28 protein-coding genes are annotated in these 23,962 nt (G+C 72.2%); 17 read left to right on the top strand and 11 right to left on the bottom strand.

The genetic code is table 11. The features are described from left to right. Nucleotides 1–76 precede the first annotated feature (76 nt). Nucleotides 77–1,060 carry an SMP-30/gluconolactonase/LRE family protein gene (locus E6R18_RS00225; RefSeq protein ID WP_136314953.1) on the bottom strand — a complete coding sequence of 328 codons (984 nt, stop codon included), beginning with the start codon at nucleotides 1,058–1,060 and terminating at the stop codon, nucleotides 77–79. 320 nt (nucleotides 1,061–1,380) lie between these two features. Here E6R18_RS00225 and E6R18_RS00220 point away from each other — a divergent pair, with 320 nt between their 5' ends. Continuing rightward, entirely contained in the window at nucleotides 1,381–2,931 is a 1,551-nt protein-coding gene (locus tag E6R18_RS00220) for a hypothetical protein (RefSeq protein ID WP_136314777.1), read from the top strand. Between the two features lie 15 nt (nucleotides 2,932–2,946). Here the strand turns inward: E6R18_RS00220 and E6R18_RS00215 are convergent, their stop codons facing one another. The 3 genes from E6R18_RS00215 to E6R18_RS00205 form a co-directional block, all read right to left on the bottom strand. After that, complete coding sequence (locus E6R18_RS00215; RefSeq protein WP_136314776.1) at nucleotides 2,947–3,681, bottom strand: dienelactone hydrolase family protein; 735 nt, start codon at nucleotides 3,679–3,681, stop codon at nucleotides 2,947–2,949. Between the two features lie 235 nt (nucleotides 3,682–3,916). Further along, the gene (locus E6R18_RS00210; protein WP_168712246.1) at nucleotides 3,917–4,372 is read right to left on the bottom strand and encodes a hypothetical protein; all 456 of its coding nucleotides are present in this window, start codon (nucleotides 4,370–4,372) and stop codon (nucleotides 3,917–3,919) included. Nucleotides 4,373–4,404: 32 nt separating this feature from the next. Further along, complete coding sequence (locus E6R18_RS00205; RefSeq protein ID WP_136314774.1) at nucleotides 4,405–4,854, bottom strand: ATP-binding protein; 450 nt, start codon at nucleotides 4,852–4,854, stop codon at nucleotides 4,405–4,407. Nucleotides 4,855–5,096: 242 nt separating this feature from the next. Here E6R18_RS00205 and E6R18_RS00200 point away from each other — a divergent pair, with 242 nt between their 5' ends. Together E6R18_RS00200 and E6R18_RS00195 are read left to right on the top strand one after the other, a co-directional pair. After that, on the top strand, nucleotides 5,097–5,960 hold the full coding sequence (locus E6R18_RS00200; RefSeq protein WP_136314952.1) for a helix-turn-helix transcriptional regulator: 864 nt from the start codon (nucleotides 5,097–5,099) through the stop codon (nucleotides 5,958–5,960). Beyond that, nucleotides 5,957–6,178: a DUF397 domain-containing protein gene (locus E6R18_RS00195; protein ID WP_136314773.1), complete on the top strand. Its 222-nt coding sequence runs from the start codon at nucleotides 5,957–5,959 to the stop codon at nucleotides 6,176–6,178. Before E6R18_RS00200 ends, E6R18_RS00195 begins: the two co-directional genes overlap by 4 nt. A gap of 80 nt (nucleotides 6,179–6,258) precedes the next feature. Here the strand turns inward: E6R18_RS00195 and E6R18_RS00190 are convergent, their stop codons facing one another. Together E6R18_RS00190 and E6R18_RS00185 are read right to left on the bottom strand one after the other, a co-directional pair. Further along, entirely contained in the window at nucleotides 6,259–6,840 is a 582-nt protein-coding gene (locus tag E6R18_RS00190; RefSeq protein ID WP_136314772.1) for a GNAT family protein, read from the bottom strand. A gap of 47 nt (nucleotides 6,841–6,887) precedes the next feature. After that, the gene (locus tag E6R18_RS00185; protein WP_136314771.1) at nucleotides 6,888–7,682 is read right to left on the bottom strand and encodes a peptidoglycan recognition protein; all 795 of its coding nucleotides are present in this window, start codon (nucleotides 7,680–7,682) and stop codon (nucleotides 6,888–6,890) included. Between the two features lie 375 nt (nucleotides 7,683–8,057). On the opposite strand from E6R18_RS00185, the gene crcB (E6R18_RS00180) reads away from it, so the two are divergent. From crcB (E6R18_RS00180) to crcB (E6R18_RS00170), 3 genes are read left to right on the top strand one after another with little or no spacing between them, the layout of a single operon-like run. Then, nucleotides 8,058–8,507 (top strand): fluoride efflux transporter CrcB, encoded by a 450-nt coding sequence (crcB, locus tag E6R18_RS00180; protein WP_136314770.1) that lies wholly within the window; start codon nucleotides 8,058–8,060, stop codon nucleotides 8,505–8,507. Then, nucleotides 8,504–8,890, top strand: coding sequence for a DUF190 domain-containing protein (locus tag E6R18_RS00175; protein ID WP_136314769.1), 387 nt, complete (start codon nucleotides 8,504–8,506; stop codon nucleotides 8,888–8,890). The genes crcB (E6R18_RS00180) and E6R18_RS00175 overlap by 4 nt, the downstream gene beginning before the upstream one ends. Then, nucleotides 8,887–9,261: a fluoride efflux transporter CrcB gene (gene crcB, locus E6R18_RS00170; RefSeq protein ID WP_136314768.1), complete on the top strand. Its 375-nt coding sequence runs from the start codon at nucleotides 8,887–8,889 to the stop codon at nucleotides 9,259–9,261. The genes E6R18_RS00175 and crcB (E6R18_RS00170) overlap by 4 nt, the downstream gene beginning before the upstream one ends. Nucleotides 9,262–9,368: 107 nt before the next feature. Here crcB (E6R18_RS00170) and E6R18_RS00165 read toward each other — a convergent pair whose 3' ends face one another. The 3 genes from E6R18_RS00165 to E6R18_RS00155 form a co-directional block, all read right to left on the bottom strand. Next, entirely contained in the window at nucleotides 9,369–9,674 is a 306-nt protein-coding gene (locus tag E6R18_RS00165; RefSeq protein ID WP_136314767.1) for an SCO5918 family protein, read from the bottom strand. Between the two features lie 52 nt (nucleotides 9,675–9,726). Next, the gene (locus E6R18_RS00160) at nucleotides 9,727–11,286 is read right to left on the bottom strand and encodes a DEAD/DEAH box helicase (RefSeq protein WP_136314766.1); all 1,560 of its coding nucleotides are present in this window, start codon (nucleotides 11,284–11,286) and stop codon (nucleotides 9,727–9,729) included. A gap of 427 nt (nucleotides 11,287–11,713) precedes the next feature. Beyond that, nucleotides 11,714–11,917 (bottom strand): cold-shock protein, encoded by a 204-nt coding sequence (locus E6R18_RS00155; protein ID WP_018522223.1) that lies wholly within the window; start codon nucleotides 11,915–11,917, stop codon nucleotides 11,714–11,716. 271 nt (nucleotides 11,918–12,188) lie between these two features. Between E6R18_RS00155 and E6R18_RS33910 the strand changes: the two genes are divergently transcribed. The 6 genes from E6R18_RS33910 to E6R18_RS00130 all read left to right on the top strand — a co-directional run bounded on the left by E6R18_RS33910 (nucleotide 12,189) and on the right by E6R18_RS00130 (nucleotide 16,632). Then, entirely contained in the window at nucleotides 12,189–12,338 is a 150-nt protein-coding gene (locus E6R18_RS33910) for a hypothetical protein (RefSeq protein ID WP_168712245.1), read from the top strand. Between the two features lie 386 nt (nucleotides 12,339–12,724). Continuing rightward, nucleotides 12,725–13,171: a hypothetical protein gene (locus E6R18_RS00150; RefSeq protein WP_136314765.1), complete on the top strand. Its 447-nt coding sequence runs from the start codon at nucleotides 12,725–12,727 to the stop codon at nucleotides 13,169–13,171. 3 nt (nucleotides 13,172–13,174) lie between these two features. Next, nucleotides 13,175–13,735, top strand: a complete 561-nt coding sequence (locus E6R18_RS00145; protein WP_136314764.1) for a toxin — start codon at nucleotides 13,175–13,177, stop codon at nucleotides 13,733–13,735. 70 nt (nucleotides 13,736–13,805) lie between these two features. Further along, the gene (locus E6R18_RS00140; protein ID WP_136314763.1) at nucleotides 13,806–15,062 is read left to right on the top strand and encodes an MAB_1171c family putative transporter; all 1,257 of its coding nucleotides are present in this window, start codon (nucleotides 13,806–13,808) and stop codon (nucleotides 15,060–15,062) included. Then, nucleotides 15,059–15,670 (top strand): hypothetical protein, encoded by a 612-nt coding sequence (locus E6R18_RS00135; protein ID WP_136314762.1) that lies wholly within the window; start codon nucleotides 15,059–15,061, stop codon nucleotides 15,668–15,670. Before E6R18_RS00140 ends, E6R18_RS00135 begins: the two co-directional genes overlap by 4 nt. A gap of 113 nt (nucleotides 15,671–15,783) precedes the next feature. Continuing rightward, nucleotides 15,784–16,632 (top strand): GNAT family N-acetyltransferase, encoded by an 849-nt coding sequence (locus tag E6R18_RS00130; RefSeq protein ID WP_136314761.1) that lies wholly within the window; start codon nucleotides 15,784–15,786, stop codon nucleotides 16,630–16,632. Between the two features lie 3 nt (nucleotides 16,633–16,635). On the opposite strand, the gene E6R18_RS00125 is transcribed toward E6R18_RS00130, so the two are convergent. Beyond that, on the bottom strand, nucleotides 16,636–18,330 hold the full coding sequence (locus E6R18_RS00125; protein WP_136314760.1) for a SpoIIE family protein phosphatase: 1,695 nt from the start codon (nucleotides 18,328–18,330) through the stop codon (nucleotides 16,636–16,638). Between the two features lie 100 nt (nucleotides 18,331–18,430). Beyond that, entirely contained in the window at nucleotides 18,431–19,198 is a 768-nt protein-coding gene (locus E6R18_RS00120; RefSeq protein ID WP_136314759.1) for a helix-turn-helix transcriptional regulator, read from the bottom strand. A gap of 77 nt (nucleotides 19,199–19,275) precedes the next feature. On the opposite strand from E6R18_RS00120, the gene E6R18_RS00115 reads away from it, so the two are divergent. The 5 genes from E6R18_RS00115 to E6R18_RS00095 all read left to right on the top strand — a co-directional run bounded on the left by E6R18_RS00115 (nucleotide 19,276) and on the right by E6R18_RS00095 (nucleotide 23,960). Beyond that, on the top strand, nucleotides 19,276–20,598 hold the full coding sequence (locus tag E6R18_RS00115) for an MFS transporter (RefSeq protein ID WP_346764944.1): 1,323 nt from the start codon (nucleotides 19,276–19,278) through the stop codon (nucleotides 20,596–20,598). A gap of 79 nt (nucleotides 20,599–20,677) precedes the next feature. After that, nucleotides 20,678–21,163, top strand: coding sequence for a peroxiredoxin (locus E6R18_RS00110; RefSeq protein WP_136314758.1), 486 nt, complete (start codon nucleotides 20,678–20,680; stop codon nucleotides 21,161–21,163). A gap of 107 nt (nucleotides 21,164–21,270) precedes the next feature. After that, on the top strand, nucleotides 21,271–21,780 hold the full coding sequence (locus E6R18_RS00105; RefSeq protein ID WP_136314757.1) for an NfeD family protein: 510 nt from the start codon (nucleotides 21,271–21,273) through the stop codon (nucleotides 21,778–21,780). Nucleotides 21,781–21,853: 73 nt separating this feature from the next. Further along, nucleotides 21,854–23,296 (top strand): flotillin family protein, encoded by a 1,443-nt coding sequence (locus E6R18_RS00100; protein WP_206308171.1) that lies wholly within the window; start codon nucleotides 21,854–21,856, stop codon nucleotides 23,294–23,296. Between the two features lie 193 nt (nucleotides 23,297–23,489). Beyond that, entirely contained in the window at nucleotides 23,490–23,960 is a 471-nt protein-coding gene (locus tag E6R18_RS00095) for a TrkA C-terminal domain-containing protein (protein ID WP_072487793.1), read from the top strand. Nucleotides 23,961–23,962: the final 2 nt, after the last annotated feature.

The following is a 23,962-nucleotide window of genomic DNA, read 5'->3' as shown; positions in this document are numbered from 1 at the left end:
TTGGCATCCGACCGATCGTGTTTCGAGCTTGCTGCGTCCCCCATTTCGAAAGTTTCGGGGCGCCTTGCGGGGTCGGTCAGGACCACGGAGAGGGTGTCGGGGCGGGCTCGTTCCGGGCCTGCCAGGGGCGGTGGCCCGGGCCCGTCGGGTGCGTTCCCGTGACGCCCATGACCACCGAGTAGAGGCTCGTCTCCGCCGTGATGAAGAGACGGTTCCGCTTCGGGCCGCCCCAGGAGATGTTCGCCACCGCCTCCGGCACGTTGAGCCGGCCGATGAGCGTGCCGTCGGGGTCGTAGCAGTGCACGCCGTCGTTCATCGCGGCCGCCCAGAGCCGGCCGCCGTCGTCGAAGCGGAGGTTGTCGAAGCGGGCCTCCAGGCGGACGCCCGCCTCGACGAAGACGCTGCCCTCCGTGAGCGTGCCGTCGTCCCGGATGCCGAAGACGCGGATGTGGCCGGCCCGGGTGTCGGAGACGAAGAGCTGCCGTTCGTCGGCCGAGAAGACCAGGCCGTTGGGCGCGTCGAAGCCGTCCGCGACGAGCCGGACCTCCCCGGTGGCGGGGTCGATGCGGTAGACGTTGTTGGCGCCGATCTCGCTCTGTGCGCGGTAGCCCTCGTAGTCGCTGGTGATGCCGAAGTCCGGGTCGGAGAACCAGATCGAGCCGTCGGACTTGACCGTCGCGTCATTCGGGCTGTTCAGCCGCTTGCCCTGCCAGCGGTCCGCGAGCACGGTGACCGTGCCGTCGTGCTCGGTCCGCGTCACCCGCCGGTTGCCCTGCTCGCAGGTGATGAGCCGGCCCTCGCGGTCGAGGGTGTTGCCGTTCGGGTGGCCGGCCGCGCGGCGGAAGACGCCGACGGCCCCGGTCTCCTCGTCCCAGCGCAGCATCCGGTCGTTGGGGATGTCGCTCCACACCACCTGCCGCCAGGCCGGCACGTACACCGGGCCCTCGGCCCACCGGCAGCCGGTGTACAGCACCTCCAGGTCCTCGTCGCCGTTCATGCACCGGCCCGCGCGGAACCGGTCGTCGAGAAGTTCGTACAGCCGGGGGCCCTCGCTGGTCATGTCGCTCCCACCTTCCGCCGTCATCAGCCGCGTGATCTTCATCCCTTGATCGAAAGATGGCACAGCACCCGGTGGGACACGCCGGGTTCCGTCCGTTGCCCCGGACCGCCCGCCGTTCCGCAGCCTCTAGGGTTTGTCCGGTGGTGGTCGGTGGAGAAGTACGGACGGGCTCGGACGACCGGTCGCGGCGTGACCGGGAACAACCGCGTGACCGGGAACAACCGCGTGACCGGGAACAGCCGCGTGGCCGGCGCCCGGGGCAAGGGCGGCCGGAGCCGGAGCCCGGGGCAGGGCGGCAGCCGTGGTGGCGGGTCCACCGCGTGCCGCTCGTCGCCGTGGCGGCCGTCGTGCCGTTGTACGCCGTATGGGCCGCGGTCCTGGCCACCGGGGGCGGGGACCTCGCCGCCCAGCTGGCCTGGGCCGGATTCACCGAACGGCACCCGGGCTCCGCGTACAACCTCTTCTGGTTCGGGGGCACGCACACCGCCAACTACAGCGTCTTCTCCTCGTACGCCATGGCCTTCCTCGGCGTCCGCACGGTCTCCGTCATCGCCGGGCTCGCGGCCACCTGGCTCATGGCCCGCCTCCTCGTCCGTACGGGCATGCGGCACGCGCTCGTCCCCGCGTTGCTCGCCGCCTTCGCCCTGTGGTGCAACGTCGCGTCGGGGCGTACGACCTTCGCGCTCGGCGTCGCCATCGGGCTCGTCGCCTGCCTGTACGCGGACCGGGTCGTCATCGCCGTGGTGTCGGGTGCGCTGGCGACGATGGCGAGTCCGGTGGCGGGGCTGTTCCTCGTCGTGACGGGCGCGGCCTACCTCCTCGACCGCCGGTGGCGGAGGGGGGCCGTGCTGGGGGTCCCGTTCTTCGCGGTGGTCGGGGCGACCACGCTGCTCTTCCCGTTCCGGGGCGAACAGCCCATGCCCGCGAACCGATTGTGGATGCCGGTCCTGATCTGCGCGGTCCTCGTGGCCGCGGCTCCCCGTGCGCGGGAGTGGCGGGTGACGCGCTACGGCGCCGCCGTCTACGCCGTCGGCGTGTTCCTCACCTTCCTCGTCGCCTCCCCGATCGGTACGAACGTCGAGCGGCTGCTCGGTCTCGTCGCCGTGCCCGTGCTGTGCGCGGCCGTCTTCGACACCGTCCGGGCCAGGGCGTGGGTGCGTACGGGTGTGCTCTCCGCCGCCCTCGTGCTGTCCGGGCTCTGGCTCATCGACAAGACCGTGGACGACCTGCGGGTCTCCACCCCCGTGCCGGCCTGGGCCGCCCACACGGACGGCGTCGTCGCCGCACTCGACCGCCTGGGCGCCGACCGGGGCCGCGTCGAGGTCGTGCCCGCGCGCAACCACCGCGAGGCGGCCGTCCTCGCCCCGCACGTGAACATGGCCCGGGGCTGGAACCGCCAGCTCGACGTCGAGCGCGGCCGGCTCTTCTACGAGGGCACCCTCACCCCGGACCGCTACCGGGCCTGGCTCGACCGGTGGGCCGTGAGCCACGTCGTGCTGCACGACGGCCGGCCGGACGGCTCGGCCGAGGCCGAAGCGGCCCTGGTCAGGGGTGGTCTTCCCTGGCTGGAGCAGGTCTGGCGGGACGACGGCTGGACCATCTACCGGGTCCGGGACGCCGTCCCGCTGGCACCGGCTCCCGCCACGGTCGTCGGCGGCGACGACGCGTTGCTGGTCGTGCGGATGCCGCGCGCCGGCTCGGTGACCGTACGCATCGCCTACTCGCCGTGGCTGCGGGTGCGGGCCGCCGGCGGCGGGGCCGGGGGCTGCCTGCGGCAGGACGGCGAGTGGACGAGGCTGACCGTGCCGGAGGGCGGGACCTACCGGCTGGACTCGGCGTACGGGCCGGACCGCTTCACCGGCGGCTGCTGACCGGCGCCCGCGACCTCAGCCGTTGTGCAGGACACCGTCCAGGAGCGGGAGCAGGCGGTCCCAGTGGAGCTTCAGCCCGGCGGCGCTGTAGGCGTCGGTGTCGGACATGGTGAAGCCGTGCACGGTGTCGGGGTAGATCTCCGAGGTGTGGTCGACACCCGCGGCGTCCAGCTCCTTGTTGAGGTCGGCCAGGGCCTCGGGCGTCAGGTCGCTCGCGGCGTGGCCGAGGTGGACCCGTGCGGTGAGCCCGGCGAACAGCCCCGGCCCGTCCGCGCCCACCGGGGCGTGGAACGCGGCGACCGCGGCGACCCGGCCGGGATGGGCGGCGGCGGTGCGCGTCGCCAGCAGACCGCCGATGCAGTAGCCGGTCACCCCGACCGGACCATCGGCGACCTCGGGCTGGGCGCTCAGGAACGAGAGGTAGGCGTCGGCGTCGCTCGCCGTGCGTTCGGGGGTGTGCGCCTCGATCAACGGCATCAACCGGGCGATGAGAGCGTGCCGGGACTCCTCCCCGATGTACTCGGGAAGGTCGACCACCGGGGTGGGGCCGTTGCGGTAGAAGAAGTTGGGGACGAGCACGTAGTAGCCGTGCCCGGCCAGCTCTCGGGCCATCTCCTGGATCACCGGCCGGATGCCGAAGGCGTCCGCGTACATCAGGACTCCGGGGTGCCGCTCACCGTCGTCGGGGAAGGCGGCGATGGCGTCGGCCTGCCCGTCCTCGGTGGGGATGCGCAGCGTCTTGACGGTCATGAGTGCTCCTGTCGTGGTTGAGATGTCACATGTACTGGTCAACACGACGGAGGCGGAGCCCGCGCGGCGGCGGCTCCGGTTGCTCGCTCGGACAGCGGGCCGCAACCGACCCGTTCGGCGCTCAAAGGGGCGCCGGGTCACCGATCCGTGCGTGGCGCGAGGCCGTCCCGGTCTTCATGGTCCAGCAGCGTAATCCACTGGGCCGGCGGCGTGCTGACGTTCGGCCCGACCGCGATCAGAAGCGGCGGCGGGCGTAGGTGGTTCGCCACGCGACCAGGCCGGCGGCGAGGCTTTCGCGCAGGTGCGCGTCGGTCCCGGCCTGATCGGCGCCGAGAGGGAGCGGTGGGACCACCGGGCAGACACGGCAAGGGGCGCCCGCGCCGAGCAGAACGAGCCAGTCCCGTGACGGCGGAGGAATCGTCATGACGTACTGGTCGTGGCCGTAGTCGAGGGCGGCGCGCCCGCGGTGGATCGCTATCCGTGCGCCGATCACCGGGGGCCGCTTGTCGCCGGGCCCGAGGCGCAGTGCTGCCGCGAGGCGTCTCATGCCGTGTTCGACGGTCTCGGGCGTCTCGTTCGTCCGGCGCGGCCCCGGGTGCGTGATGAGGAGCTGGGCGAGGTCGCCGGCCTCGCCGTGGTGGATGCCGGTCGCGGCGGCCACCGAAGCGACGAAGCCGGGGCCGGGTGGCACGTCGAGGCCGCCTCCTGCGAGGCGTGGCGGAATCACGTCGCCTTCACCTCCGCCCATACCGCCTTGCCGAGCGGGACGTCGTCAACTCCCCAGGCGCCGGGGCACAGTGCGTCGAGGATGATCAGGCCGCGCCCACGGTCGCGTTCGTGGGATACGGGCCGGGGCCGGGGGCGTCGGCGTCGGCGTACTGGATCGTGCACCTCGACGCGCGTCCGGTTGTCGTCGGCGTCGAGCACGACGCGTACGGAGTCGCCGGGCTCGGTGCCGTAGCGGATCGCGTTGGTGACCAGTTCGCATGCGACCAGGGCGACCGTCTCGACGTACTCCTCGGATACGCCCGGAACGTGGTACGGGACGAACTCGCGCACGAAGTTCCGGGTGGCTTTGGCGGATTGGGCCTCGCCTGCGAGTAACAGAACGGGCGGCGGGCCAACAGGTGGTGCACAACAGGCGGCCGAATCCGTCCGCCACCGTTCGATCATGCGTGTCCCCTCACGGTGTGCTTCGAAACGCGCGCGAGTGCCGTCGCACACTCCAAGAAGCTGCGATTTTTCGTCACATGAGAGTGCTGGCTCGACTACTGATTGTGCAAGCACAATCGAGAGATTATAGAAATTTGCATCTATCGATAGAAGGTGCGGCACCAGTGCGAAGTGCTCAGGTGACAGGCGATGAGCCGTCACGGCAGACTGTCGAGCACGCCACCAAAGGGGAGGGCAAAGAAGTGAGTGCGCCTACAGTGCGCCGTCGGCGCCTCGGTGCGAAGTTGCGCGCGCTGCGCGGCGAACTCACCCTCGAAGAGGTCGCCGAGCGATCCAAGGGCCAGTTCGTTTACTCGAAGCTTTCGCGGATCGAGACGGCTCGCAGCGCATCCAAGGCCAAGGACATCGACGCACTGCTCGACCTGTACGCCGAACTCGGGCGCGAGGTGAGCGACGAACTGCGCGCCGCCCTGCTGACGCTCACCAAAGAGGGGGCACAGCGCGGCTGGTGGCACTCATACCGAGGCGTCCTCACGCCCGTGTACGAGGATCTGATCAGCCTGGAGACCGAAGCGGAATCGATCTCGTCGTGGCAGCTCGGCGTGATCCCCGGCCTGCTCCAGACCGGCGAGTACGCTCGCGACATCATCCGAGCAACGGCCATGTCCGAGGCGGTCGAGGCGCGCGTCGACGCCCTGGTGGAGGTACGCCTCGCGCGACAGGCAGTACTCACCCGCGAGGAGCCGCTCACCCTATGGGCGATCATTGCCGAGCAGTCGCTGCGCTCAACCTCCGACACTGACGGTCTCATGCGTGAGCAGCTTGGTCGGCTTCTCACCATGGGCAAGCGGCCGAGTATCAACATCCAGGTACTGCCCGCCAATGCACCTTTGCACGTAGGGCAGTTGGGGAGCTTTACCGTTTTGGGTTTTGGCCCACATGCAGACCTCGATGTGGTCCACACGGAGGGGCTGACCTCAGCCCTGTATGTCGAGGAACGCGAGCAGGTCGCCGCTCACCGGGATGCCTGGCAACGGCTGAGTGCCGCCGCGCTTTCCGTTGAGGCGTCGGCGGACCTCATCACAGAGATAAGGAAAAGCACATGAGCAACATCCACGACGCCTCCACCCTGCCCGTGACCTGGTGGAAGTCCTCGTACAGCGACAGCGGGGCGCAGTGCGTCGAGTGCGGCATCGTCGATGCCGGGACCGTGGCCGTCCGCGACAGCAAGGACCCGCACGGACCCGCGCTGCTGTTCCCGCGCACGGCCCTGTCGTCGTTTGCCGCAGCTACCGGCGCGGGCCAGTTCGGCGCTGCGGAGTAGGCGCGAGGGTCAACGCTTCACACGGGCGCCCAGCTGGGTAAGCCAGCGGGGCGCTTCCGCGTACGACAACGTCCCCGCCGTCAGAGCCACCCCGCCAGCCGCGCCTTCGCCTCCGGCCACTCGTCCGCGAGCAGGGAGAAGTAGACCGTGTCGCGCCAGGTGCCGTCCGGGCGGCGGCGGTGGCGGCGCAGGACGCCCTCGTGGCGGGCGCCGAGGCGGGCTATCGCCTTCCGGGAGCGCTCGTTGAGGTGGTCGGTCTTCAGCTGGACGCGGCCCATGCCCAGCTCCTCGAAGGCGTGGGTGAGCAGGAGCAGCTTCGTCTCGGTGTTGACCGCCGAGCGCCAGCGGGCGCGGCCGTACCAGGTGGAGCCGATCTCCAGGCGCTCGTGCTCCACGTCGATGTCCAGGTACGTGGTCCAGCCGGCCGCCCGGCCGCTCGCCAGGTGGATGACGGCGAAGGGGACGCAGGACGCGTCCGCGAGCAGAGCGGCGAGCTTGGTCTCCAGCTCCTGCGGGGTGCGGGGCGTCGGGCCCAGCCAGCGCCAGACCTCGTCGTCGTCGCCGCCGGCGGCGAAGAGGTCGTTCAGGTGGCGGAGGGCGAGCGGTTCGACGCGGACGTGGTCGCCGGTCAGGGTCACGGGGAGCGGGCGCGTAGCTGACATGGGGGGACCATACCTGGAATTCGCACTAGGTATACATACGTTATGCACTAGTGCAGAGAGTGGTGAGGGGTCCCGGCGTCCTCCGTGTCCGTCCGGCCCTCACCGGTCCCCCGCCCCTCGCGCAGGGCCGCCGCCGCGGCCCGGATCGCCGGCAGCGCGTCGTACAGCGCCTGGCCGGGGCAGGTCGTCTCATAGGTGTCGCGGTGGCCGGAGATGACGTTCAGCACCGCGGCCTTCCCCTTCGGGTACCTGCTCTCGTCGTTGGTCGAGACCAGGCGCACCTTGCCCTCGGGGTCGGCGTCCGGCCGCAGCTTCCACGCCGCCACCTCCGCCAGCGCCCGCACCACGGCCGCCGGGACCTTCTCGCCGTTGCGGTAGTCGCCCAGCACCGCGATGCCCACGCTGTCGGCGTTGAAGCCCGTGGTGTGCGCCCCGCGCACCGAACGCGTGATGCCGCCCGCCCGGCCCTCGTAGATCGTTCCGCACCGGTCGACGAGGAAGTTGTAACCGATGTCGTCCCAGCCGTTGCCCTCGATGTGGGACTGCTCGACCGCCCGCACCAGGTCGGGGGCGTCCGCGCAGTCGTAGTCGTTCGACTCCCCCGTGTGGTGGATGAAGACCGCCCGCACGGCACCCGTGTAGACGGCCCGCTCCCGGACGATGGACTCGTTCGCGTGCCAGGCCGCCCGGCTGACGATCACCGGCTGCGGCACGGTCCGCGCCCGCTCCCGGGTGGAGGAGGCAGGGGGCTCGGCCAGGACCTGGGGCACCGGGGCGTCCCGCGGTACCAGGAGGACCAGCGGGAGGACCGCGACACCCAGCCATATTCGATGGGGCCACATGGCTCCACCCTGCGGCTTCGTCGTCCGGCCCGCAGATGAGGTGGCCGATCGGGTGAAATCCGCCGGGTAGAGGAATACCGCCGGGCAGAGGAATACCGCCGGGGAGAGGGGATAGCGCCGGGGAGCGGGTCCGGACCTGGCGGGGCCGCCCCAATCCGCCGCGAGCCGGCCCCGCCCTGGCGGGGCCCGCCCCGGGCCCGTCGCGTTCCCGTCCCCGCGCGGCGCTACCCTGGGGACAGCGAAGGCCGGTGACGGCCGACGCGCGGCGGTGGGGCCCGCCGTACCCGAACCGCGGCCGGTGATGCGCCGCCAACGGTCCCTACTTGCGCAGACGCGCGCCCACGTCCGGTGGGCGCCCCGGCAGGTAGGAGACGTATGCCCGGCACCAGGCCCGGGGCCCTCGGGATCCTCGGGAACCTCAGGACCCACCCGCAGACCGCCGTCGTCGCCGCGGTCGCGCTCGGCGGCGCGACCGGCGCGTCCGCCCGCTACGGGGCCTCGCTCCTGTGGCCCACCACGACCGGCGGCTTCCCCTGGACGACCCTCGTCGTCAACGTCATCGGCTGCGCGGTCATCGGCGTGTTCATGGTGGTGATCAGCGAGGTGTGGGCGGCGCACCGGCTGGTGCGGCCGTTCTTCGGCACCGGGGTACTCGGCGGGTTCACCACCTTCTCCACGTACGCGGTGGACATCGCGCGCCTCGTGGAGAAGGGCCGGGCCGGCACCGGGCTCGTCTATCTGGGAACGACACTGCTCGCGGCCCTCGCGGCGGTGTGGAGCGCGGTGTGGCTGACGCGCCGCGCACTGGCTTGGAGGCAGGCATGACGACACCCGTGACCGGACCCGGCCTGCGCCTGACCGTGCTGGTCGGCGAGTCCGACACCTGGCACCACCGGCCCGTCTACACGGAGATCGTGCACCGGGCGCACGCGGCCGGTCTGTCCGGGGCGAGCGTCTTCCGGGGCATCGAGGGCTTCGGCGCCTCGTCGATGATCCACACCCAGCGGCTGCTGTCGCTGAGCGAGGACCTGCCGGTGGCCGTGATCATCGTGGACGCGGAGGCGGCGGTACGGGCGTTCCTGCCGCAGATCGCCGAGCTGACCGATGGCTGCCCGGTCACGCTCGACGCCTGCGAGATCGTCTGCCGGGACAGCCCCGGCGCCCACGAGGGCTCCGCCGGTCCCGGCATACCGGGAGAGCAGCGGTGAACTGGCTGCTGGTGATCGTCGGCGCGGCGGTCGGCGCCCCGCTGCGCTATCTGACCGACCGGGCCGTGCAGTCCCGCCACGACACGGTCTTCCCGTGGGGGACGTTCGCGGTGAACATGGCCGGCTGCCTGATCCTGGGCCTGCTGACCGGCGCGGTGACGGCGGGGGCCGCCTCCTCCCACCTGCAACTGCTGGTCGGGACGGGGTTCTGCGGGGCGCTGACCACGTACTCCACGTTCAGCTACGAGACACTGCGGCTGGCCGAGGACGGGGCCCGGTTCTACGCGGCCGCCAACGCGGTGGCGAGCGTGGCCGTGGGCCTCGGCGCGGCCTTCGCCGGCATCGCGCTCGCCGAGGCGCTCTGGACCTGACCGACCTGACCGACCCGACCGACCCGACCCGCCCGGGAACGAACGGTGACGCGCCGGAGCCCGGCCCCGCGAAGGGGGCCGGGCTCCGGCGCGTCGTTTCGGACCGGTCAGGCCCCGGGGGCCCCGAGTGCGGCCGACGCGGCCTCCAGGGGGCTGGGCTCCACCGGCGCGACGGGGACCGGGACCGACCGGCAGGTGAAGCCGAGGCGTCCCAGCGCCCTGGTCACCTCAGCGGCCGAGAAGTCGCGGCGGTCCTGCCGGGTGATCACCTCGCCCACCTGCTTGACCGGGTACACCCGGCGGCCGATGATCACGGACTCCCCGGTGACGGGTTCGGGCTTGACGCCCTTCATCGATGCTTCGACCTCGTGCTTGAACAGGTCGAACGGAAAGCGGGCGATCACACAGCGCATGGTGCCTCAACGGGGTCGGGGGACGGAACCGGACGGGAACGCGGTGACCGGGTCAGGAGGCCCGGCTGCCGGACGGACGGCGCTCGCCGCCGCGCGACGAGGAGGACGCCGAGGACGAGGAACGGCGTCCCTGGGCCGGGCGGCTGCGCCGGCCGCGCGAGGACGAACCGCCCGCGGCGCGCTCGGAGGGCGGCGCGGTGATGGTGACGGGCACGCCCGAGGGCGCCTGCGCACCGGTGATACGGCTCAGCTCGGCCTCGCCGGAGCGCACCTCGGCGACCTGCGGGGTGATGCCCGCGTCGGCCATCAGCCGGGTCATCTCGCGGCGCTGGTTGGGCAGCACCAGCGTGACGACGCTGCCGGACTCGCCGGCCCGGGCGGTGCGGCCGCCGCGGTGCAGGTAGTCCTTGTGGTCGCTCGGCGGGTCGACGTTGACGACCAGGTCGAGGTTGTCGACGTGGATGCCGCGCGCCGCGACGTTCGTGGCGACCAGGACCGTGACGTGCCCGGTCTTGAAGCGGGTCAGCGTGCGGTTGCGCTGCGGCTGGGACTTCCCGCCGTGCAGCGCCGCCGCCCGGACGCCGCTGCTGAGCAGGTGGTCGGTGAGCTGGTCCACGGCGTGCTTGGTGTCCAGGAACATGATCACGCGTCCGTCGCGGGCCGCGATCTCCGTCGTGGTGGCGTACTTGTCGGCGCCGCGCACGTAGAGGACGTGGTGCTCCATCGTCGTCACCGCGCCCGCGGCCGGGTCCACCGAGTGGACGACCGGGTCGTGCAGGTAGCGGCGGACCAGGAGGTCGACGTTGCGGTCCAGGGTCGCCGAGAACAGCATGCGCTGGCCTTCCGGCTGGACCTGGTTGAGGAGTTCGGTGACCTGCGGCATGAAGCCCATGTCGGCCATCTGGTCGGCCTCGTCCAGGACCGTGATCGACACCCGGTCGAGGGCGCAGTCGCCGCGCTCGATGAGGTCCTTGAGCCGGCCCGGCGTCGCGACGACGATCTCGCAGCCGCCGCGCAGGGCGGCCGCCTGACGGCCGATCGACATGCCGCCGACGACGGTGGCCAGCCGCAGCCTGAGCGACCGGGCGTACGGGGTCAGCGCGTCGGTCACCTGCTGGGCCAGCTCGCGGGTGGGCACGAGGATCAGGGCGAGCGGGCGCCGGGCCTCGGCGCGGCGGCCCTCCGTACGGGCCAGCAGGGCCAGGCCGAAGGCGAGCGTCTTGCCGGAGCCGGTGCGGCCTCGGCCCAGCACGTCCCGGCCGGCCAGCGAGTTCGGCAGCGTGGCGGCCTGGATCGGGAACGGCACCGTGACGCCCTCGGCGGCGAGCGCCGACAGCAGAGGTGCGGGCATGTCCAGGTCGGCGAATGCCTCGACGGGGGGCAGCGCGGGGGTGATGGTCGTCGGCAGGGCGAATTCGCCCTGCTTGGCGGCGGGCCTGCGGCCGTAGCCGCCGGAGCGCCGGTCGGGGGCGCCGAAACGTCCCTGACCGCCCGGACGGCCCGAGCCCTGGGAGCGGAACCCGCCGCCCGCACGGGAGCCGGAGCCTGCGGGGCCACCGCCACGGGTGCGGGAATATCGGTCGTTGGAGCGGGGTGTGCGGTCGCGGTTCATGCGGAACCTTTCCTCGAAAATGGCGCGTATCGAGGAATTCATTGCGCCGACGAGCGGGGCAGGAATCGCAAGAACGGGCCGTTGGCATACGTGAACGAAGCCCGGCGGCCGGTCTTGAGCCGATACGGGCCCGGCCTGGGCCGGGTCCGGTGCTTCGCGGATGACGAGCCGGGCCGGCCGTGGAGCGGGCCTGCGGGTCACGTCACGGGGCTCCGCCGGACCGCGGTCGGTCCGGGGGCCATGGCGGGTCGTCCGCCGCATGGTGAAGTCGATGGGTCCTGCGCGCTCCCCCGGCGGCTCGTGCGATGGTACGGCACGGCGTGCGCGGGGAACGGGACCGGAAAAGCAACGAGCTGGGGCCCGCACCCAAAGTGCGGGCCCCAGCTGCGGATGCACGGTCAGCGCGTGAGCGCCGACGTGATCAGATTCACGCGGGGGTGATGTTCTCCGCCTGCGGGCCCTTCTGGCCCTGCGTGACGTCGAAGTTCACCTTCTGGCCTTCCTGCAGCTCGCGGAAGCCGCTGGAGGCGATGTTCGAGTAGTGGGCGAAGACGTCGGCGCCGCCGCCGTCCTGCTCGATGAAGCCGAAGCCCTTTTCAGAGTTGAACCACTTCACGGTGCCGGTAGCCATGTTTTCTCCTTCTGGGGGTGAGCCCGGGGACCCGCACTGTGCCGGTCCCGCGTCGCCGTGATGATTACCCCATCCGGATATGCAAGCCGGAAAATACGTCAGCGCACTCATCGGCCATTTAGCCGAGGAGAGCACTTGGAGTCTTCGGGAACCACAACTGCAACTGGTATCCACCGTAGCACAATCGATACGGCGGGGCGCGGGAAATGATTTGCCGCGCCCGGCGCGCCATAAAACTCACGCAAACCCTCACACAAACACTCGGTGTGCATTGCGTAAAATTCCGTGCTGCGACCAGGAATATCTGCCGCCCCGGGAGGGCCGGGACGGCCACCAGCGGGGCCACCTCACGCTCACCGGTGAGGCGGCGCTCCGGCAGGTCGACGCGGAAGCCCTCGCGGAGGAACCGCAAGGACACTGATCGGCCGGTCAGTTGATGACTGCCGGTGGCAGGGGCCATAATGAACGGGTAGCCCTTCACGCATCCCCCGTCGTGAAGGGCTACACCCCTTCGTGCTCACCACGGCGACACGCCTGCGTGACCTGCGCGGTGCGCACCGGCGCCTTCACGGGCAAGGGACTCCCCTCGTGGCCCCCTGCCCATGTTTTTTCGAGTTAACAGTGACGTAGAGTGTTTGCGCAAGCCCGCTCCGGACACCGGATCAGAATGCTCCCCTTCGCGCCACCCCTGGTGTCCCGCCCCAGGGACGGGACGCGGGCGTTGGTTACAGTACGAGCCCGTTGACCGAATCGAGCGCCGCCCGGGACCGGACAGGAGCCTGCGGCGGACGTGAACGTGGGGGCCGGATGGACAACGGCAAAGAGCGCGCGCCGGAGCTGCGGACGCTGCGCCAGAAGGTCGAGTACATGGTCGAGAAGACCTTTCCCGGCCGCAAGATCTCGGGACGGGTCTTCGCCGACCTGGTCAAGGAGCGGGGCGGCTCCCTCTCCCACAGCTACTTCTCCAACATCCTGGCCGGCAAGGTCACCCAGCCGTCCGAGGAGATCCTCAAGGCGCTCGGTCTGGGCTTCGGCGTGGACTGGCGCTTCTTCAAGGAGGAGTCAGAGGTCGTCGACGACGTCGTCGCCGGGCTGCAGTTCCTGGCCAAGCGGCGGACCGGCGAGATCAGCGGGCTGGCCGGGCGCGGCCTGGACGAGGAGGGACTCCCGCCGGAGCTTCTCCAGTTCGCGCTGGCCCTGCTCAAGGACGCCGAGGGCCGCCGGCCCACGGCCGACGGCGGGCAGCGGGGCTGACCCATGTCCATGCGGAAGCTGCGCAGGGAGTGCGAGGAGGGGCTCGCGGCGCTGCCGCTGCCCTCGCCGTTCTCCGTACCCGGCCTGGTGGCGAACATGGAGGCGGCCCGCGGCCGGACCATCGTGCTGTACGAGATGCCCGACCGGCTGGCGCGCGTCAACGCCGCCTGCGGGCTGCGGCTGAAGACCGGCGGGACCAGCTTCGTGCTCTACCGCCGGCGCCCCACCGAGTACCAGACCCAGCACGTCATCCTGCACGAGCTGTGCCACGAGTGGTTCGACCACGGCACCTCGCTGGACGCGGAACAGCTCCAGCGGCTGCTGCCCGTCTTCGACGCCTCCCTGATCTCCCGGGTCGTCGGCCCCGGCGGGTCCGCGACCCCGGACGCCGTGCAGGCACGCGCGCAGTACGACACCCACGACGAACGCATGGCCGAATTCGGTGCTTCGCTCATCCCCCGCATGGCCCGCGACGTGACGAGCGATGACATGGTGGGGCGGCTCGCCAACTCGCTCTCGCGCCCCGTCGCGCACCGCCGCGGGGGCCTGTTCCGCCGTACGTAGCGCCCTGACCCCCGGCCCCGCTCTCCCCCACCCCCGGCCCCGCTCTCCCCCACCCCCGAGGACTTCTGCCGTGACCCCGCTCGACCTCGCCGGCTATCTGATAGCGGGCCTGATGACAGCCGTCGCCCTGTGGCGCATGCCGGCCGCCCTGTGGGGCGACGAGGAGGACCGCCGGCGCCGGGCCCTGTGGGGCTGTTACGCGGGATTCGCCGTCGCGCTGTGGACCAAGACGCGGGTCGTGCGCATCGGGCTCAACGACAGCCCGGTCACCGACCTCGCCGTCCTCATCAAGCACTACACGGCGACCATCGCGATTCTGGCCATTCTCAGCTACATCGTGGCCATCTACGGCCAGTACGCCGACGAGGGCGACGTCCCCCGGCACGTACGGTTCGCGCGGCTCATCCAGCAGGTGGCGGCCAAGGCGTCCGTCGCCACCCTCGTGCTGCTGACCGTGCTGTTCTTCACCGTCGTGGACCGTTCCGTACCCTCGGACCGCTTCGTGGCCGACCACGCCGGGCAGTGGGGCGCGACGCTCTACATGAGCGTGTTCTACCTCTACCTCGGTGCCGCCTCCGCCGTCTGCGCGTACCAGTGGGCACTGGCCACCGCGAGCGCCGGGATGCGCCATCTGCGGGTGGGGCTCGGGATGATGACGTTCGCGATGTTCATCGGCGTCGGCTACACCGTCAGCCGGACGCTGTTCCTCTGGGTCAGCGTCGTCGACCGGCCGAGCGAGACCTTCGCGCTGGACTTCGACGAGATCACCGAGGCCGCCCAGGTCGTCCTGTTCGCCTTCTTCGCGGTCGGCGCCTCCATCCCCGCCCTGAGCAACGTCCGCCGCCGCGCCAAGCTCTGGCGCGCGCAGGTGCGGCTGCACGGCCTCTGGTACGAGCTGATGACGGCTTTCCCCGACCAGCCCTTCGAGCCCCCGGCCCCGCTGCTGCGAGAGCTGACCCGCTTCGACACCCCGGCCGACCTGCGCGTCGACCGCTGGGCCGCGGACATCGCGGACGCGGTGGAGAAGCTGCGCCATTACGTGCCCGACGCGCTGCTCCCCGCGGCGGAGACCGCTGCCGGGGCCGGCGGCCGGGAGCAGGCCGGGCCGCTGGCCGACGCGTACTGGATCAAGGCGGCCCTCCTCGCCCGCGACGCCGGGGCGAGCGCGGGCGACGCGGCCGCCGTCGGCACCCAGCACGCCACCGACCAGGACGGCGAGGTCGCCTGGCTGGTCCGGGTCGCGGCGGCGTACCGCACGGTGACCCCGGAGCGGGCCCGTCAGATCCTCGAATCCTCTTCCGCAGCGGGCAAGGAGCAGCCGGCATGAGCACCACCGACACCACGGGCCCCGCGCCTCACGCCGTGCCCGACCACCGCCTCGCGCGCACGGTGACCGACGTCCTCCAGCCGCGCAACCTGCTGCTCGCCGGCATGCTCTCCATCGGCCTCGCGGCGGCCGGGGAGTGGACCGGGCTGCTGTGGGGGCTGCTGGGCGCCCTGTGCGCGGGGATCGTGCCCGCCGGGTACATCGAGTGGGAACGCGGTCGCGGCACCTGGGGCGACCGCCATGTGGTCGACCGGACCAAGCGGGCGCCGATCTTCTTCGTCATCCTCGGTTCCATCGGCGCCGGTTCGGCGGTCATGGTGCTGGGCGGGGCGCCCACCGGCATCCTGGCCGCGATGCTCGCGCTGTGGGCGATGACGGTCGTGCTGCTGGCGGTCAACACGGTGTGGAAGATCTCGGTGGACGCCTCCGTCGCCTCGGCCGTGGTCGCTCTGCTCGCCGCCGTCCACTCGCCGTGGTGGCTGTTCGGGTACGCCATGACAGCTGCCGTGGCCTGGTCGCGGGTGGCGCTCGGCTACCACACGGTCGGCCAGGTCACGGCCGGGACGGCGCTCGGGGCGACGACGGCGTGCGCGTTCCTGTTCGTGTGAGCGGGGCCGGGCGTCATTGAACGGACCCGGCGAGCAGTCCATGGTGGGTCCGTTCAGTGTGAGCGGGGCCGGGCGTCATTGAACGGACCCGGCGAGCAGTCCATGGTGGGTCCGTGCCGAACTTCGAGATCACCACAGCGAGCGCGGACGACATCCGGATGATGGCGGACTGGGCCCACGCCGAGAACTGGAACCCGGGCCTGACCGACGGTCAGGCGTTCTTCGCCGCCGACCCGTGCGGCTTCCTGATCGGCAGGCTCGACTCCACACCCGTCTCCTGCGTCTCGGTGGTCCGCTACGGCCCCGGCTTCGGCTTCCTCGGCTTCTACCTGACCCGCCCGGAGCTGCGCGGCCGGGGATACGGGAGCCGGCTGTGGGCCGCCGGTACGGCCCGGCTCGCGGGGCGCAACACCGGGCTCGACGGGGTGGTGGAGCAGCAGCCCAACTACCGGAAGTCGGGGTTCCGTCCGGCCTGGACGAACCTGCGCCACGAGGGTCTGGCGCCGCTGGGCGTGGCACCGCCGCCGGGCGTCGCCCTCGTGGACGTGCGGACGCTGCCGTTCGGCCAGGTGTCCGCCTACGACCGCCGCTTCTTCCCGGCCGAGCGCGACGGCTTCCTGGCCGCCTGGACCACCACCCCGGGCCGCACCGCGTTCGCCGCGCTGTCCGAGGGCGAGGTGCGGGGGCTCGGTGTGCTGCGCGCCGGCCGTACGTCCTCACGCGTCGGACCGCTGTACGCGGCCACGCCGGAGATCGCCGAGGCGCTGGTGAGCGCGCTCGCGGCCACCGACCCGGCCACCCCGGTCGCCGTGGACGTGCCCGACGCCAACCCGGCGGCGCTGCGGCTCGCCGAACGCCTCGGTCTGACCCCGTCGTTCGAGACGGCCCGCATGTACACGGGCCCGGTGCCGGACATCGACCTCACCGGCCTCTACGGCATCACCAGCCTCGAACTGGGGTGACCCTCAGGCCGTGTCCACCCGGGTCCGCGAGGCCATCACCGCGATGTCGTCCTCGGCGCCCGGACCGAAGCGTTCGAGCACCCGGTCCAGCAGCGTCTCCAGATCGCCGTCCTCCGGCAGCGTCAGCTCCTTGAGCCGGGCGACGCACGCGTCGATGTCCTCGTCGCGCCGCTCCACCAGGCCGTCGGTGTACATGAACAGCACCGTCCCGGGACCGCACTCCATCTTGGCGGACCGGTAGCCGCCGAACCCGGTGCCGAGCGGCGGCCCCGCCGGTACGTCGCAGATCCGGGTACCGGCCGCGCCCGGGTCGATGAACACCGGCGGAAGGTGGCCCGCGCTGGCCACCTCGCACATCTCGCCGCCCCGGTCCACCACGGCGAGCAGGCAGGTCGCCGCACGGTCGATCCCGGACCGCTCCACCATCCGGTCCAGCTGCTGGAGGATGCGGTGCGGGGGCAGCTCCTCGTCGGCCAGCAGCCGCAGCAGCGAGCGGTAGTGGCTCATCGCGACGGCCGCCTCGACGCCGTGCCCCATGACGTCCCCCATCGCCTTGAGGTGCCGCCCGTCGGGCAGCGGGATGACGTCGAACCAGTCGCCGCCCACCAGCACGCTGCGGTCGGCCGGCAGATAGCGGGTGGCGACCTCGATGTGCGGGTGGGGCGGCCGGGGCTCGGAGAGCAGTGAGCGCTGGAGCTCCAGGGCGATGGTGTGCTCGTGGGTGAAGCGGCGCGCGTGGTCGAGGTGGACGGCGGCCCGCCCGGCGAGCTCCCGGGCCACCACCACGTCGTCGTCCGAGAAGACGGGCGAGCCGCCGGCCCTGAGCAGCCCGAGCACGCCGATCGGGGTCCCGCGCACGGCGATGGGCACGGCGACCGCCGAGTGCAGGCCGAGCTCCCGGTAGCCGGCGACCCGGTCCGGACTGGGCGCGGCACGGGCCACCCGCTCCTCGTCGGTGAGGGACTCCACGACGGGCAGGTTGGTGGCCAGGCAACGCGGTACGGCGGCGTCCTCCTGGTAGTCGATGTAGTCGCCGGCCACCCCGAACCGGGCGACCCCCCGGCTCAGCCCGCGCACCGCCGACATCGCCGCGCGGCGCAGCCGCACCACGTCGGGCGGTGCGGGGCGCACCGGCGGGGCGACGTCGCGCGGGAAGACCTCGACCGTGGCTACGTCCGCGAGGCCGGGGACGACGAGGTCGGCCAGCTCGGCGCAGGTGGTGTCCATGTCGAGGGTGGTGCCGATGCGGGTGTTGGCGCTGTCCAGGAGGCTGAGGTGGCGCTGGGCCTGGGCGAGCTGCCGCTGTTCGTCGTCGGAGGCCACGACCTCCAGCACGATCCCGACGACGCCGGCGACCCGGCCGTGCATCTCCAGCCGGTGGTAGGCCCCGTGCCAGTAGCAGCGGGCGGTGCCGGAGGCGGCGGGGAGCCGGCCGCTGGAGGTGATCTCGCGGGCCCGGCCGTCGGCGAGCACGGCGCGCATCAGGTCCTCGCGGGCGTCGATGTCGGGCATGACCTCGCCGGGGCGGCGGCCCAGGTGGGCGGCGGGCGGGAGGCCGTTGTGGCGCACGAGCGCCGGGTTGACGTACAGGTAGCGCAGCTCGGTGTCGAACACGGCCACGCCCGCCGTCGTGCCGTCGAGCACGGCGGCGAGCGCCGCGACATCGATCGACGGCGGATGGTCGGCGTGCACCGGCAAGGCATACCTCCTGAAGGCAGGGCGCGGGCCGCCACTGCGCCCGGCCCTTCATCCTCGGACGCCCGGCCCGCTCCCGCATCCGCAGCACCGCCGACCGGTGTCACGCGGCGGGCTGCTGTGCACCGCCCGCCGCGTAGGAGCCCGGGGTGGTGCCGAAGGCGTGCCGGAACGACTGGATGAACGCGCTCGGCCCGCTGTAGCCGCAGGCGGCGGCGACCGCGGTGACCGAGCCGCCGGACGCCAGCAGGGTCAGCGCGTGGTGCAGCCGGAGCTGGGTGCGCCACTGCGGGAACGACATCCCGGTCTCGGCGCGGAACAGCCGGCTCAGCGTACGGTTCGCCGCGCCGACGGCCGCCCCGAGCTCGGTGAGGGTCCGCCCGTCCGCCGGGTCCTCCTGGAGGATGCGGGCGATGTCCCGCAGCCGGGCGTCGGACGGGGAGGGCAGGCAGACGCCCAGCGGCTCGACCCGGCGCAGCTGGTCGAGCGCGACCCGCTCCAGGTTCCGCCGCTGGCGTGCGTCGCCGGTCAGCTCCGTGTCGTCGGTCAGGCAGGCCACGACCTCCCTGAGCAGCGGGGTGACGGCCAGGACGGTCGGCCGGTCGAGCCGCAGCGGGTTGTCCGCCGGGGCGAAGCTGAGCGCCCGCAGCTCGGTCGGCCCGTACGCCAGGTGGGCGTGGACCACACCGGCCGGGATCCAGACCGCCCGGTGCGGCGGCACGGCCCACACGCCGAGCGGGGTGGCCACCTCCAGGACCCCGCGCGAGGGGCAGACGAGCTGGTGCTCCAGGTGGTGGTGGCTCTCGATGCGCTCCTGGTGCGCGAGCGGCACCCGGGCGGGGCCGTGCAGGGTGCGGCAGGTTGGCGACATAAGTAGGCAGATTATCGCTAGCCCGCTGCCGGGCGCGGCCGGAATCCTCGAAGGAGTCTCAGCAAGGAGCCGCCCTCATGACCGGTCCAGCCCCCCGGCCGAACCCGCCCGCCGGCACTCACTCCGCCGACAGCCCGTCCACTGAGACGCCGTCCACCGAGAGCCCGCCCGCCGAACCCCCGTCCGCCGGGAGCCCGTGCGCCGCTCCGTCCGCCGAAGGCCCCTCCGCCTGGCGCCCGTGCGCCGCTCCGCCCGCCGAAGGCCCCTCCGCCTGGCGCCGGATGCGGATGTGGGGCGCCGCGCACGCCGTGGACGACCTCTACCAGGGTCTGGTGCCCGCCTGCGTCCCGTACTTCGTCCTGGACCGGGGCTACAGCTATGTCGCCGCCTCCGGGCTGACCCTCGCGGCGGCGCTCGGCAGTTCGGTGCCGCAGCCGTTCATCGGCCTCGCGGTGGACCGCTACCGGCTGCCCCGGCTGGCCCCCGCCGGGCTCGCCGTCGCGGGCACCGGGCTCGGGCTGTCCGGCCTGGTCCAGCCGTACGCGGCCGTCTGGCTGCTGGTCCTGCTGTCCGGGCTCGGCGTCGCGATGTTCCACCCGGCGGCGGGCAAGGCGGCCCGGGAGGCCGCCGGGGACAGCGCGTCCGCGATGAGCGTCTTCGCGGCGGGCGGCAGCGTCGGCTTCTTCCTGGCCCCGGTGCTCGCGACCCCGGCGCTCGTCGCGATGGGGGTGGGCGCGACGGCCCTCTTCATCCCGCCGGCGGTGCTGATGGCGTTCGTCCTGCTCAGGCACCGCCCGGCGGCGGCCCCCACGCGCGAGGGCGCCCGGGCGGGGCGGGACCGGTGGCGGCCGTTCCTCTTCCTCACCGGCATCGAGGTGGTGCGCTCGGTGGCGTTCTTCGGCGCCATCACCTTCATCGAGCTGTTCTGGATCCGCCATCTGCACTCCGGCCGGGGCGTCGCGGGCGTGGCGCTCGCCTGCTTCCTCGTCGGCGGGGTGGCCGGCACCCTGCTCGGCGGCCGGATCGCCGACCGCGTCGGCATGGTGCGTACGGTCCAGCTGGGCGGCCTCGCCGCCGTACCGGCCCTGGTCGCCCTGCGGGTGGCCCCCGGCACCCTGCTGCCGCTGCTGTTCGCCATCCTGGCGGGCCTCGCGCTGAACGTGCCGTTCGCGGTCCTGGTCAAGCTCGGCCAGGACTACCTGCCGGGGCGCCCCGGCACGGCGGCCGGTGTCACGCTCGGCCTCGCCGTCAGCATCGGCGGCCTGATCGCCCCGGCGCTCGGCGCGGCGGCCCAGGCGTACGGACCGCAGGGCGTGTTCACGATCCTGTGCGCGGTCCCCGTACTCGCCCTGGTGCTCGGACTGTTCCTGACCGAACCGGAACCGCTGCCGGGCGGCTGACCGTCCCCCCTGGCGAAGGCATGCTGTACGGACACGGGCGCCGCACCGCCGCGGCGCCGGAGACCGAAGGGCCCACGCCATGGGATCGTCACCGCAGCCCGGTTCGCGCGTACCGGAGTTCACCCTCGCCGGAGGCGTGCTCGACGGGGACGTTTTTGAGCGGCGCGACTACACGCCCGCCGACGCGCGCGGCCGGGCCCTGGTGCTCGCCTTCTACCCGGGTGACAACACGGCCGTGTGCACCAAGCAGCTGTGCGCGTACTCCTCGGGCCTAGAGACCTTCGACGCGCTGGACGCCGAGGTCTGGGGGATCAGTCCACAGGGTGTGGACAGCCACGAGTCCTTCGCCCGCGCCCACGGACTGCGCATGCCGCTGCTGGCGGACCCGGGCCGGGAGACCGCCCGGGCGTTCGGGGTCGCCGCTCCCGGGATCGGCGTGCGGCGCGCCGTCTTCCTGATCGACGCGGACGGGGTGCTGCGGTGGAAGCACGTGGCCCTGCTGGGGGCCACGTTCCAGTCGCTGGACACCCTGTCCGGCCACTTGTCCGGCATCAAGACCGAGTAAAAGATTGCCGGGTTCCGGCAGTGTGTAACGGGGGCGCGTATGGGACCATCCAGTCAGTTCGACGGAAATGTTCGGGGGATGCCGGAGCCGGGAGGGGTGACGATCACATGACCTTGTTTCTCGGTCTCGGCATCGCGGGGGTCGCTCTTCTCGCGCTGTCCCTGGTCTTCGACGGGATTCTCGAAGGGCTCTTCGGGGGCCTGCTGGAGGGTCCGTTCGGCGGGCTGGTCTCCCTTCCGGTGATCGCCGGATTCCTCTCGATGCTCGGCTTCGGCGGCGCCATCGTGCTCGGCGCGACCGGCGCCGGCACGCTCGCCGCCACCGTGGCGGGCGTCCTGGCCGGGCTGGTCGCCGCCGTGCTGACCTGGAAGTTCAGCCGCGCCCTGATGCGGGACCAGACCGACGCGACCCCGCGCAACGAGGATCTCGTCGGCACGTCCGGCTCAGTGGTCACGGCCATTCCGGCCGACGGGTACGGCGAGGTCCTGCTGCGGCTCGGGGGACAGCTCGTGAAGCTGTCGGCGAAGAGCCACCTGCCGGTCGCACGCGGCGCCGAGGTCTGGGTCGAGGCGGCCCTCTCCAGCACCGCCGTCTCGGTCCGTCCGGTCGAACGCTGACCCGGTACGCCTGCCGCTCCATCACCGCACGCCACACAACTGCCCCCACCAGGAGGCAGAGGGGGACACCCTGATGAGTCCAGTAATGATCGCCGTCGTCGGAGTCGTCGTACTCCTGTTCCTGCTCGCCCTCGCCGTCATCACCCGCTACAAGGTGGCCGGCCCCAGCCAGGCGTTCATCATCACCGGCCGCCGCGGCAAGAAGTCCGTCGACCCGGTGACCGGCCGGGCCAGCATCGACAACAGCGGCCAGAAGGTCGTCGTCGGCGGCGGCGTCTTCGTCGTCCCGTTCGTCCAGCAGAAGTTCACCCTGGACCTGTCCAGCCGGCACATCCCGGTCGCCGTGCGCGGCGCCGTCACCCTGCGCGGCGTCAAGTCGAACCTCGAAGGCGTCGCGATCGTCAAGGTCGGCGGCAGCGAGGACGCGATCCGGGCCGCCGCCCAGCGCTTCCTGCGCCAGCAGGACGGCATCGTCGGCTTCACCCAGGAAGTGCTCTCCGGCGCGCTGCGCGCCATCGTCGGCCGGATGTCGGTCGAGGACATCATCCGCGACCGTGCCGCGTTCGCCGGCCAGGTGGCGGAGGAGGCCGAGGCGAGCCTGTCCGGCCAGGGCCTGATCCTGGACGCCTTCCAGATCCAGGACATCACCACCGAGGGCTCCTACCTGGAGGACCTCGGCCGCCCCGAGGCCGCGCGCGCCAAGCAGGAGGCGGACATCGCGGAGGCCATCGCCCGCCGCGCCTCGGAGCAGGCCCGGCTGAAGGCCGCCGAGGAGATCGCCATCGCCGAGCGGACCTTCTACCTGAAGCAGGCCGAGATCAAGGCCGAGACGGAAGCGGCCGCCGCCAAGGCCAACGCCGCCGGTCCGCTCGCCGAGGCCGCGCGCCAGCAGGAAGTCCTCAGCGAGCAGGAGAAGGTCGCCGAGCGGCAGGCCGCGCTGACCGACCGCGAGCTCGACACCAAGGTCCGCAAGCCCGCCGACGCCGCCCGGTACCAGGCCGAGCAGGAGGCCGAGGCCCGTCGTATCGCCCAGGTCAAGGAGGCCGAGGCGGAGGCCGAGCGCTCCCGGCTGACCGGTGAGGGTGAGAAGCTGCACCGTTCCGCGCTCGCCGAGGCCGTGCGCATCGAGGGTGAGGCGGAGGCCGCCGCCATCGCCGCCCGCGGTTCGGCCGAGGCCGAGGCCATGCAGAAGAAGGCCGACGCCTTCGCGCAGTACGGTGACGCGGCCGTCCTGCAGATGCTCGTCGAGGTGCTGCCGCAGGTCGTCGCCAAGGCGGCCGAGCCGATGAGCGCGATCGACAAGATGACCGTCATCTCGACGGACGGGGCGAGCCAGCTCTCCCGTACGGTCACGGACAACGTCGCCCAGGGCATGGAACTGCTCAGCTCCACCACCGGGGTCGACCTCGCCGCCCTGCTGAAGAACCTCAAGGGCGGGGGCCCGAAGCCGGTGGCGGCCGAGGCCGCCGCCGAGACCACCGCGGCACCGAACGGAAAGATCGAGATCAGCGACTGATCTCCACCGCGACACCCCGCGTGCCCGGCCGGTTGCGCAACCGGCCGGGCACGCTTGTGTCCGGGGCGGGACAGCCCGGGCGGGGTGGCCGAAAATCTTCGTTCCCGGTCGGCCGACGGCCCCGGATAAGGTAATGCGAGTCTAAAGAAATCACCAAGTGTGTCGCGCGCACCGCGCCCCTCGGGAGGAAGCCATGGGAACCCACCGCACCACGCTGCCCGGAGTCGGCGTCCAGTACGACTACACGACCGAGTCGGGCCAGCACATCTCCGTGGTCGTCCACCACGACGGGCGCCGGTTCATCGGCTTCTACGACCAGGACGACCCTGATTCGTGCCGGCTCTCCGTCCCCCTGACACCACAGGAGGCCACCGGGCTCGCGCACCTCATCGACGCGGCGCCGATCGACGCCGTACGGACCGAGGGCATCGACCTGGTCACCGAGCACATCCCGCTCGGCACCCGCTCGCCCTACGGCGGCCGGCTGCTCGGCGACACCAAGGCGCGGACCCGGACCGGCGCCTCGATCGTGGCGGTGCTGCGCACCCACAGCGCGCATCCGTCACCCGGGCCGGACTTCCGGCTGGCCATCGGCGACACGCTCGTCGCCGTCGGAACACGCGAGGGCGTCGACACGCTCTCCGAGATCATCGCGGAGGGCTGACA

The organism is Streptomyces sp. A1277, from assembly GCF_004795015.1.
Taxonomy (GTDB): domain Bacteria; phylum Actinomycetota; class Actinomycetes; order Streptomycetales; family Streptomycetaceae; genus Streptomyces.
The sequence above is the reverse complement of the archived record's forward strand: the minus strand, read 5'-3'. Positions and strand labels throughout refer to the sequence as shown.

What these genes read in the sequence shown, in the direction of transcription:
- E6R18_RS00160 (WP_136314766.1), bottom strand. Translation starts at nt 11,286, where the DNA reads ATGAACCGCGACCGCACACCCCGCTCCAACGACCGATATTCCCGCACC.
- E6R18_RS00195 (WP_136314773.1), top strand. Translation starts at nt 5,957, where the DNA reads ATGAGCAACATCCACGACGCCTCCACCCTGCCCGTGACCTGGTGGAAG.
- E6R18_RS00215 (WP_136314776.1), bottom strand. Translation starts at nt 3,681, where the DNA reads ATGACCGTCAAGACGCTGCGCATCCCCACCGAGGACGGGCAGGCCGAC.
- E6R18_RS00155 (WP_018522223.1), bottom strand. Translation starts at nt 11,917, where the DNA reads ATGGCTACCGGCACCGTGAAGTGGTTCAACTCTGAAAAGGGCTTCGGC.
- E6R18_RS00175 (WP_136314769.1), top strand. Translation starts at nt 8,504, where the DNA reads ATGACGACACCCGTGACCGGACCCGGCCTGCGCCTGACCGTGCTGGTC.
- E6R18_RS00095 (WP_072487793.1), top strand. Translation starts at nt 23,490, where the DNA reads ATGGGAACCCACCGCACCACGCTGCCCGGAGTCGGCGTCCAGTACGAC.
- E6R18_RS00225 (WP_136314953.1), bottom strand. Translation starts at nt 1,060, where the DNA reads ATGACCAGCGAGGGCCCCCGGCTGTACGAACTTCTCGACGACCGGTTC.
- E6R18_RS00105 (WP_136314757.1), top strand. Translation starts at nt 21,271, where the DNA reads ATGACCTTGTTTCTCGGTCTCGGCATCGCGGGGGTCGCTCTTCTCGCG.
- E6R18_RS00185 (WP_136314771.1), bottom strand. Translation starts at nt 7,682, where the DNA reads ATGTGGCCCCATCGAATATGGCTGGGTGTCGCGGTCCTCCCGCTGGTC.
- E6R18_RS00190 (WP_136314772.1), bottom strand. Translation starts at nt 6,840, where the DNA reads ATGTCAGCTACGCGCCCGCTCCCCGTGACCCTGACCGGCGACCACGTC.
- E6R18_RS00100 (WP_206308171.1), top strand. Translation starts at nt 21,854, where the DNA reads ATGAGTCCAGTAATGATCGCCGTCGTCGGAGTCGTCGTACTCCTGTTC.
- E6R18_RS00120 (WP_136314759.1), bottom strand. Translation starts at nt 19,198, where the DNA reads ATGTCGCCAACCTGCCGCACCCTGCACGGCCCCGCCCGGGTGCCGCTC.
- crcB (WP_136314770.1), top strand. Translation starts at nt 8,058, where the DNA reads ATGCCCGGCACCAGGCCCGGGGCCCTCGGGATCCTCGGGAACCTCAGG.
- E6R18_RS00205 (WP_136314774.1), bottom strand. Translation starts at nt 4,854, where the DNA reads ATGATCGAACGGTGGCGGACGGATTCGGCCGCCTGTTGTGCACCACCT.
- E6R18_RS00115 (WP_346764944.1), top strand. Translation starts at nt 19,276, where the DNA reads ATGACCGGTCCAGCCCCCCGGCCGAACCCGCCCGCCGGCACTCACTCC.
- E6R18_RS00135 (WP_136314762.1), top strand. Translation starts at nt 15,059, where the DNA reads ATGAGCACCACCGACACCACGGGCCCCGCGCCTCACGCCGTGCCCGAC.
- E6R18_RS00110 (WP_136314758.1), top strand. Translation starts at nt 20,678, where the DNA reads ATGGGATCGTCACCGCAGCCCGGTTCGCGCGTACCGGAGTTCACCCTC.
- E6R18_RS00145 (WP_136314764.1), top strand. Translation starts at nt 13,175, where the DNA reads ATGTCCATGCGGAAGCTGCGCAGGGAGTGCGAGGAGGGGCTCGCGGCG.
- E6R18_RS00165 (WP_136314767.1), bottom strand. Translation starts at nt 9,674, where the DNA reads ATGCGCTGTGTGATCGCCCGCTTTCCGTTCGACCTGTTCAAGCACGAG.
- E6R18_RS00150 (WP_136314765.1), top strand. Translation starts at nt 12,725, where the DNA reads ATGGACAACGGCAAAGAGCGCGCGCCGGAGCTGCGGACGCTGCGCCAG.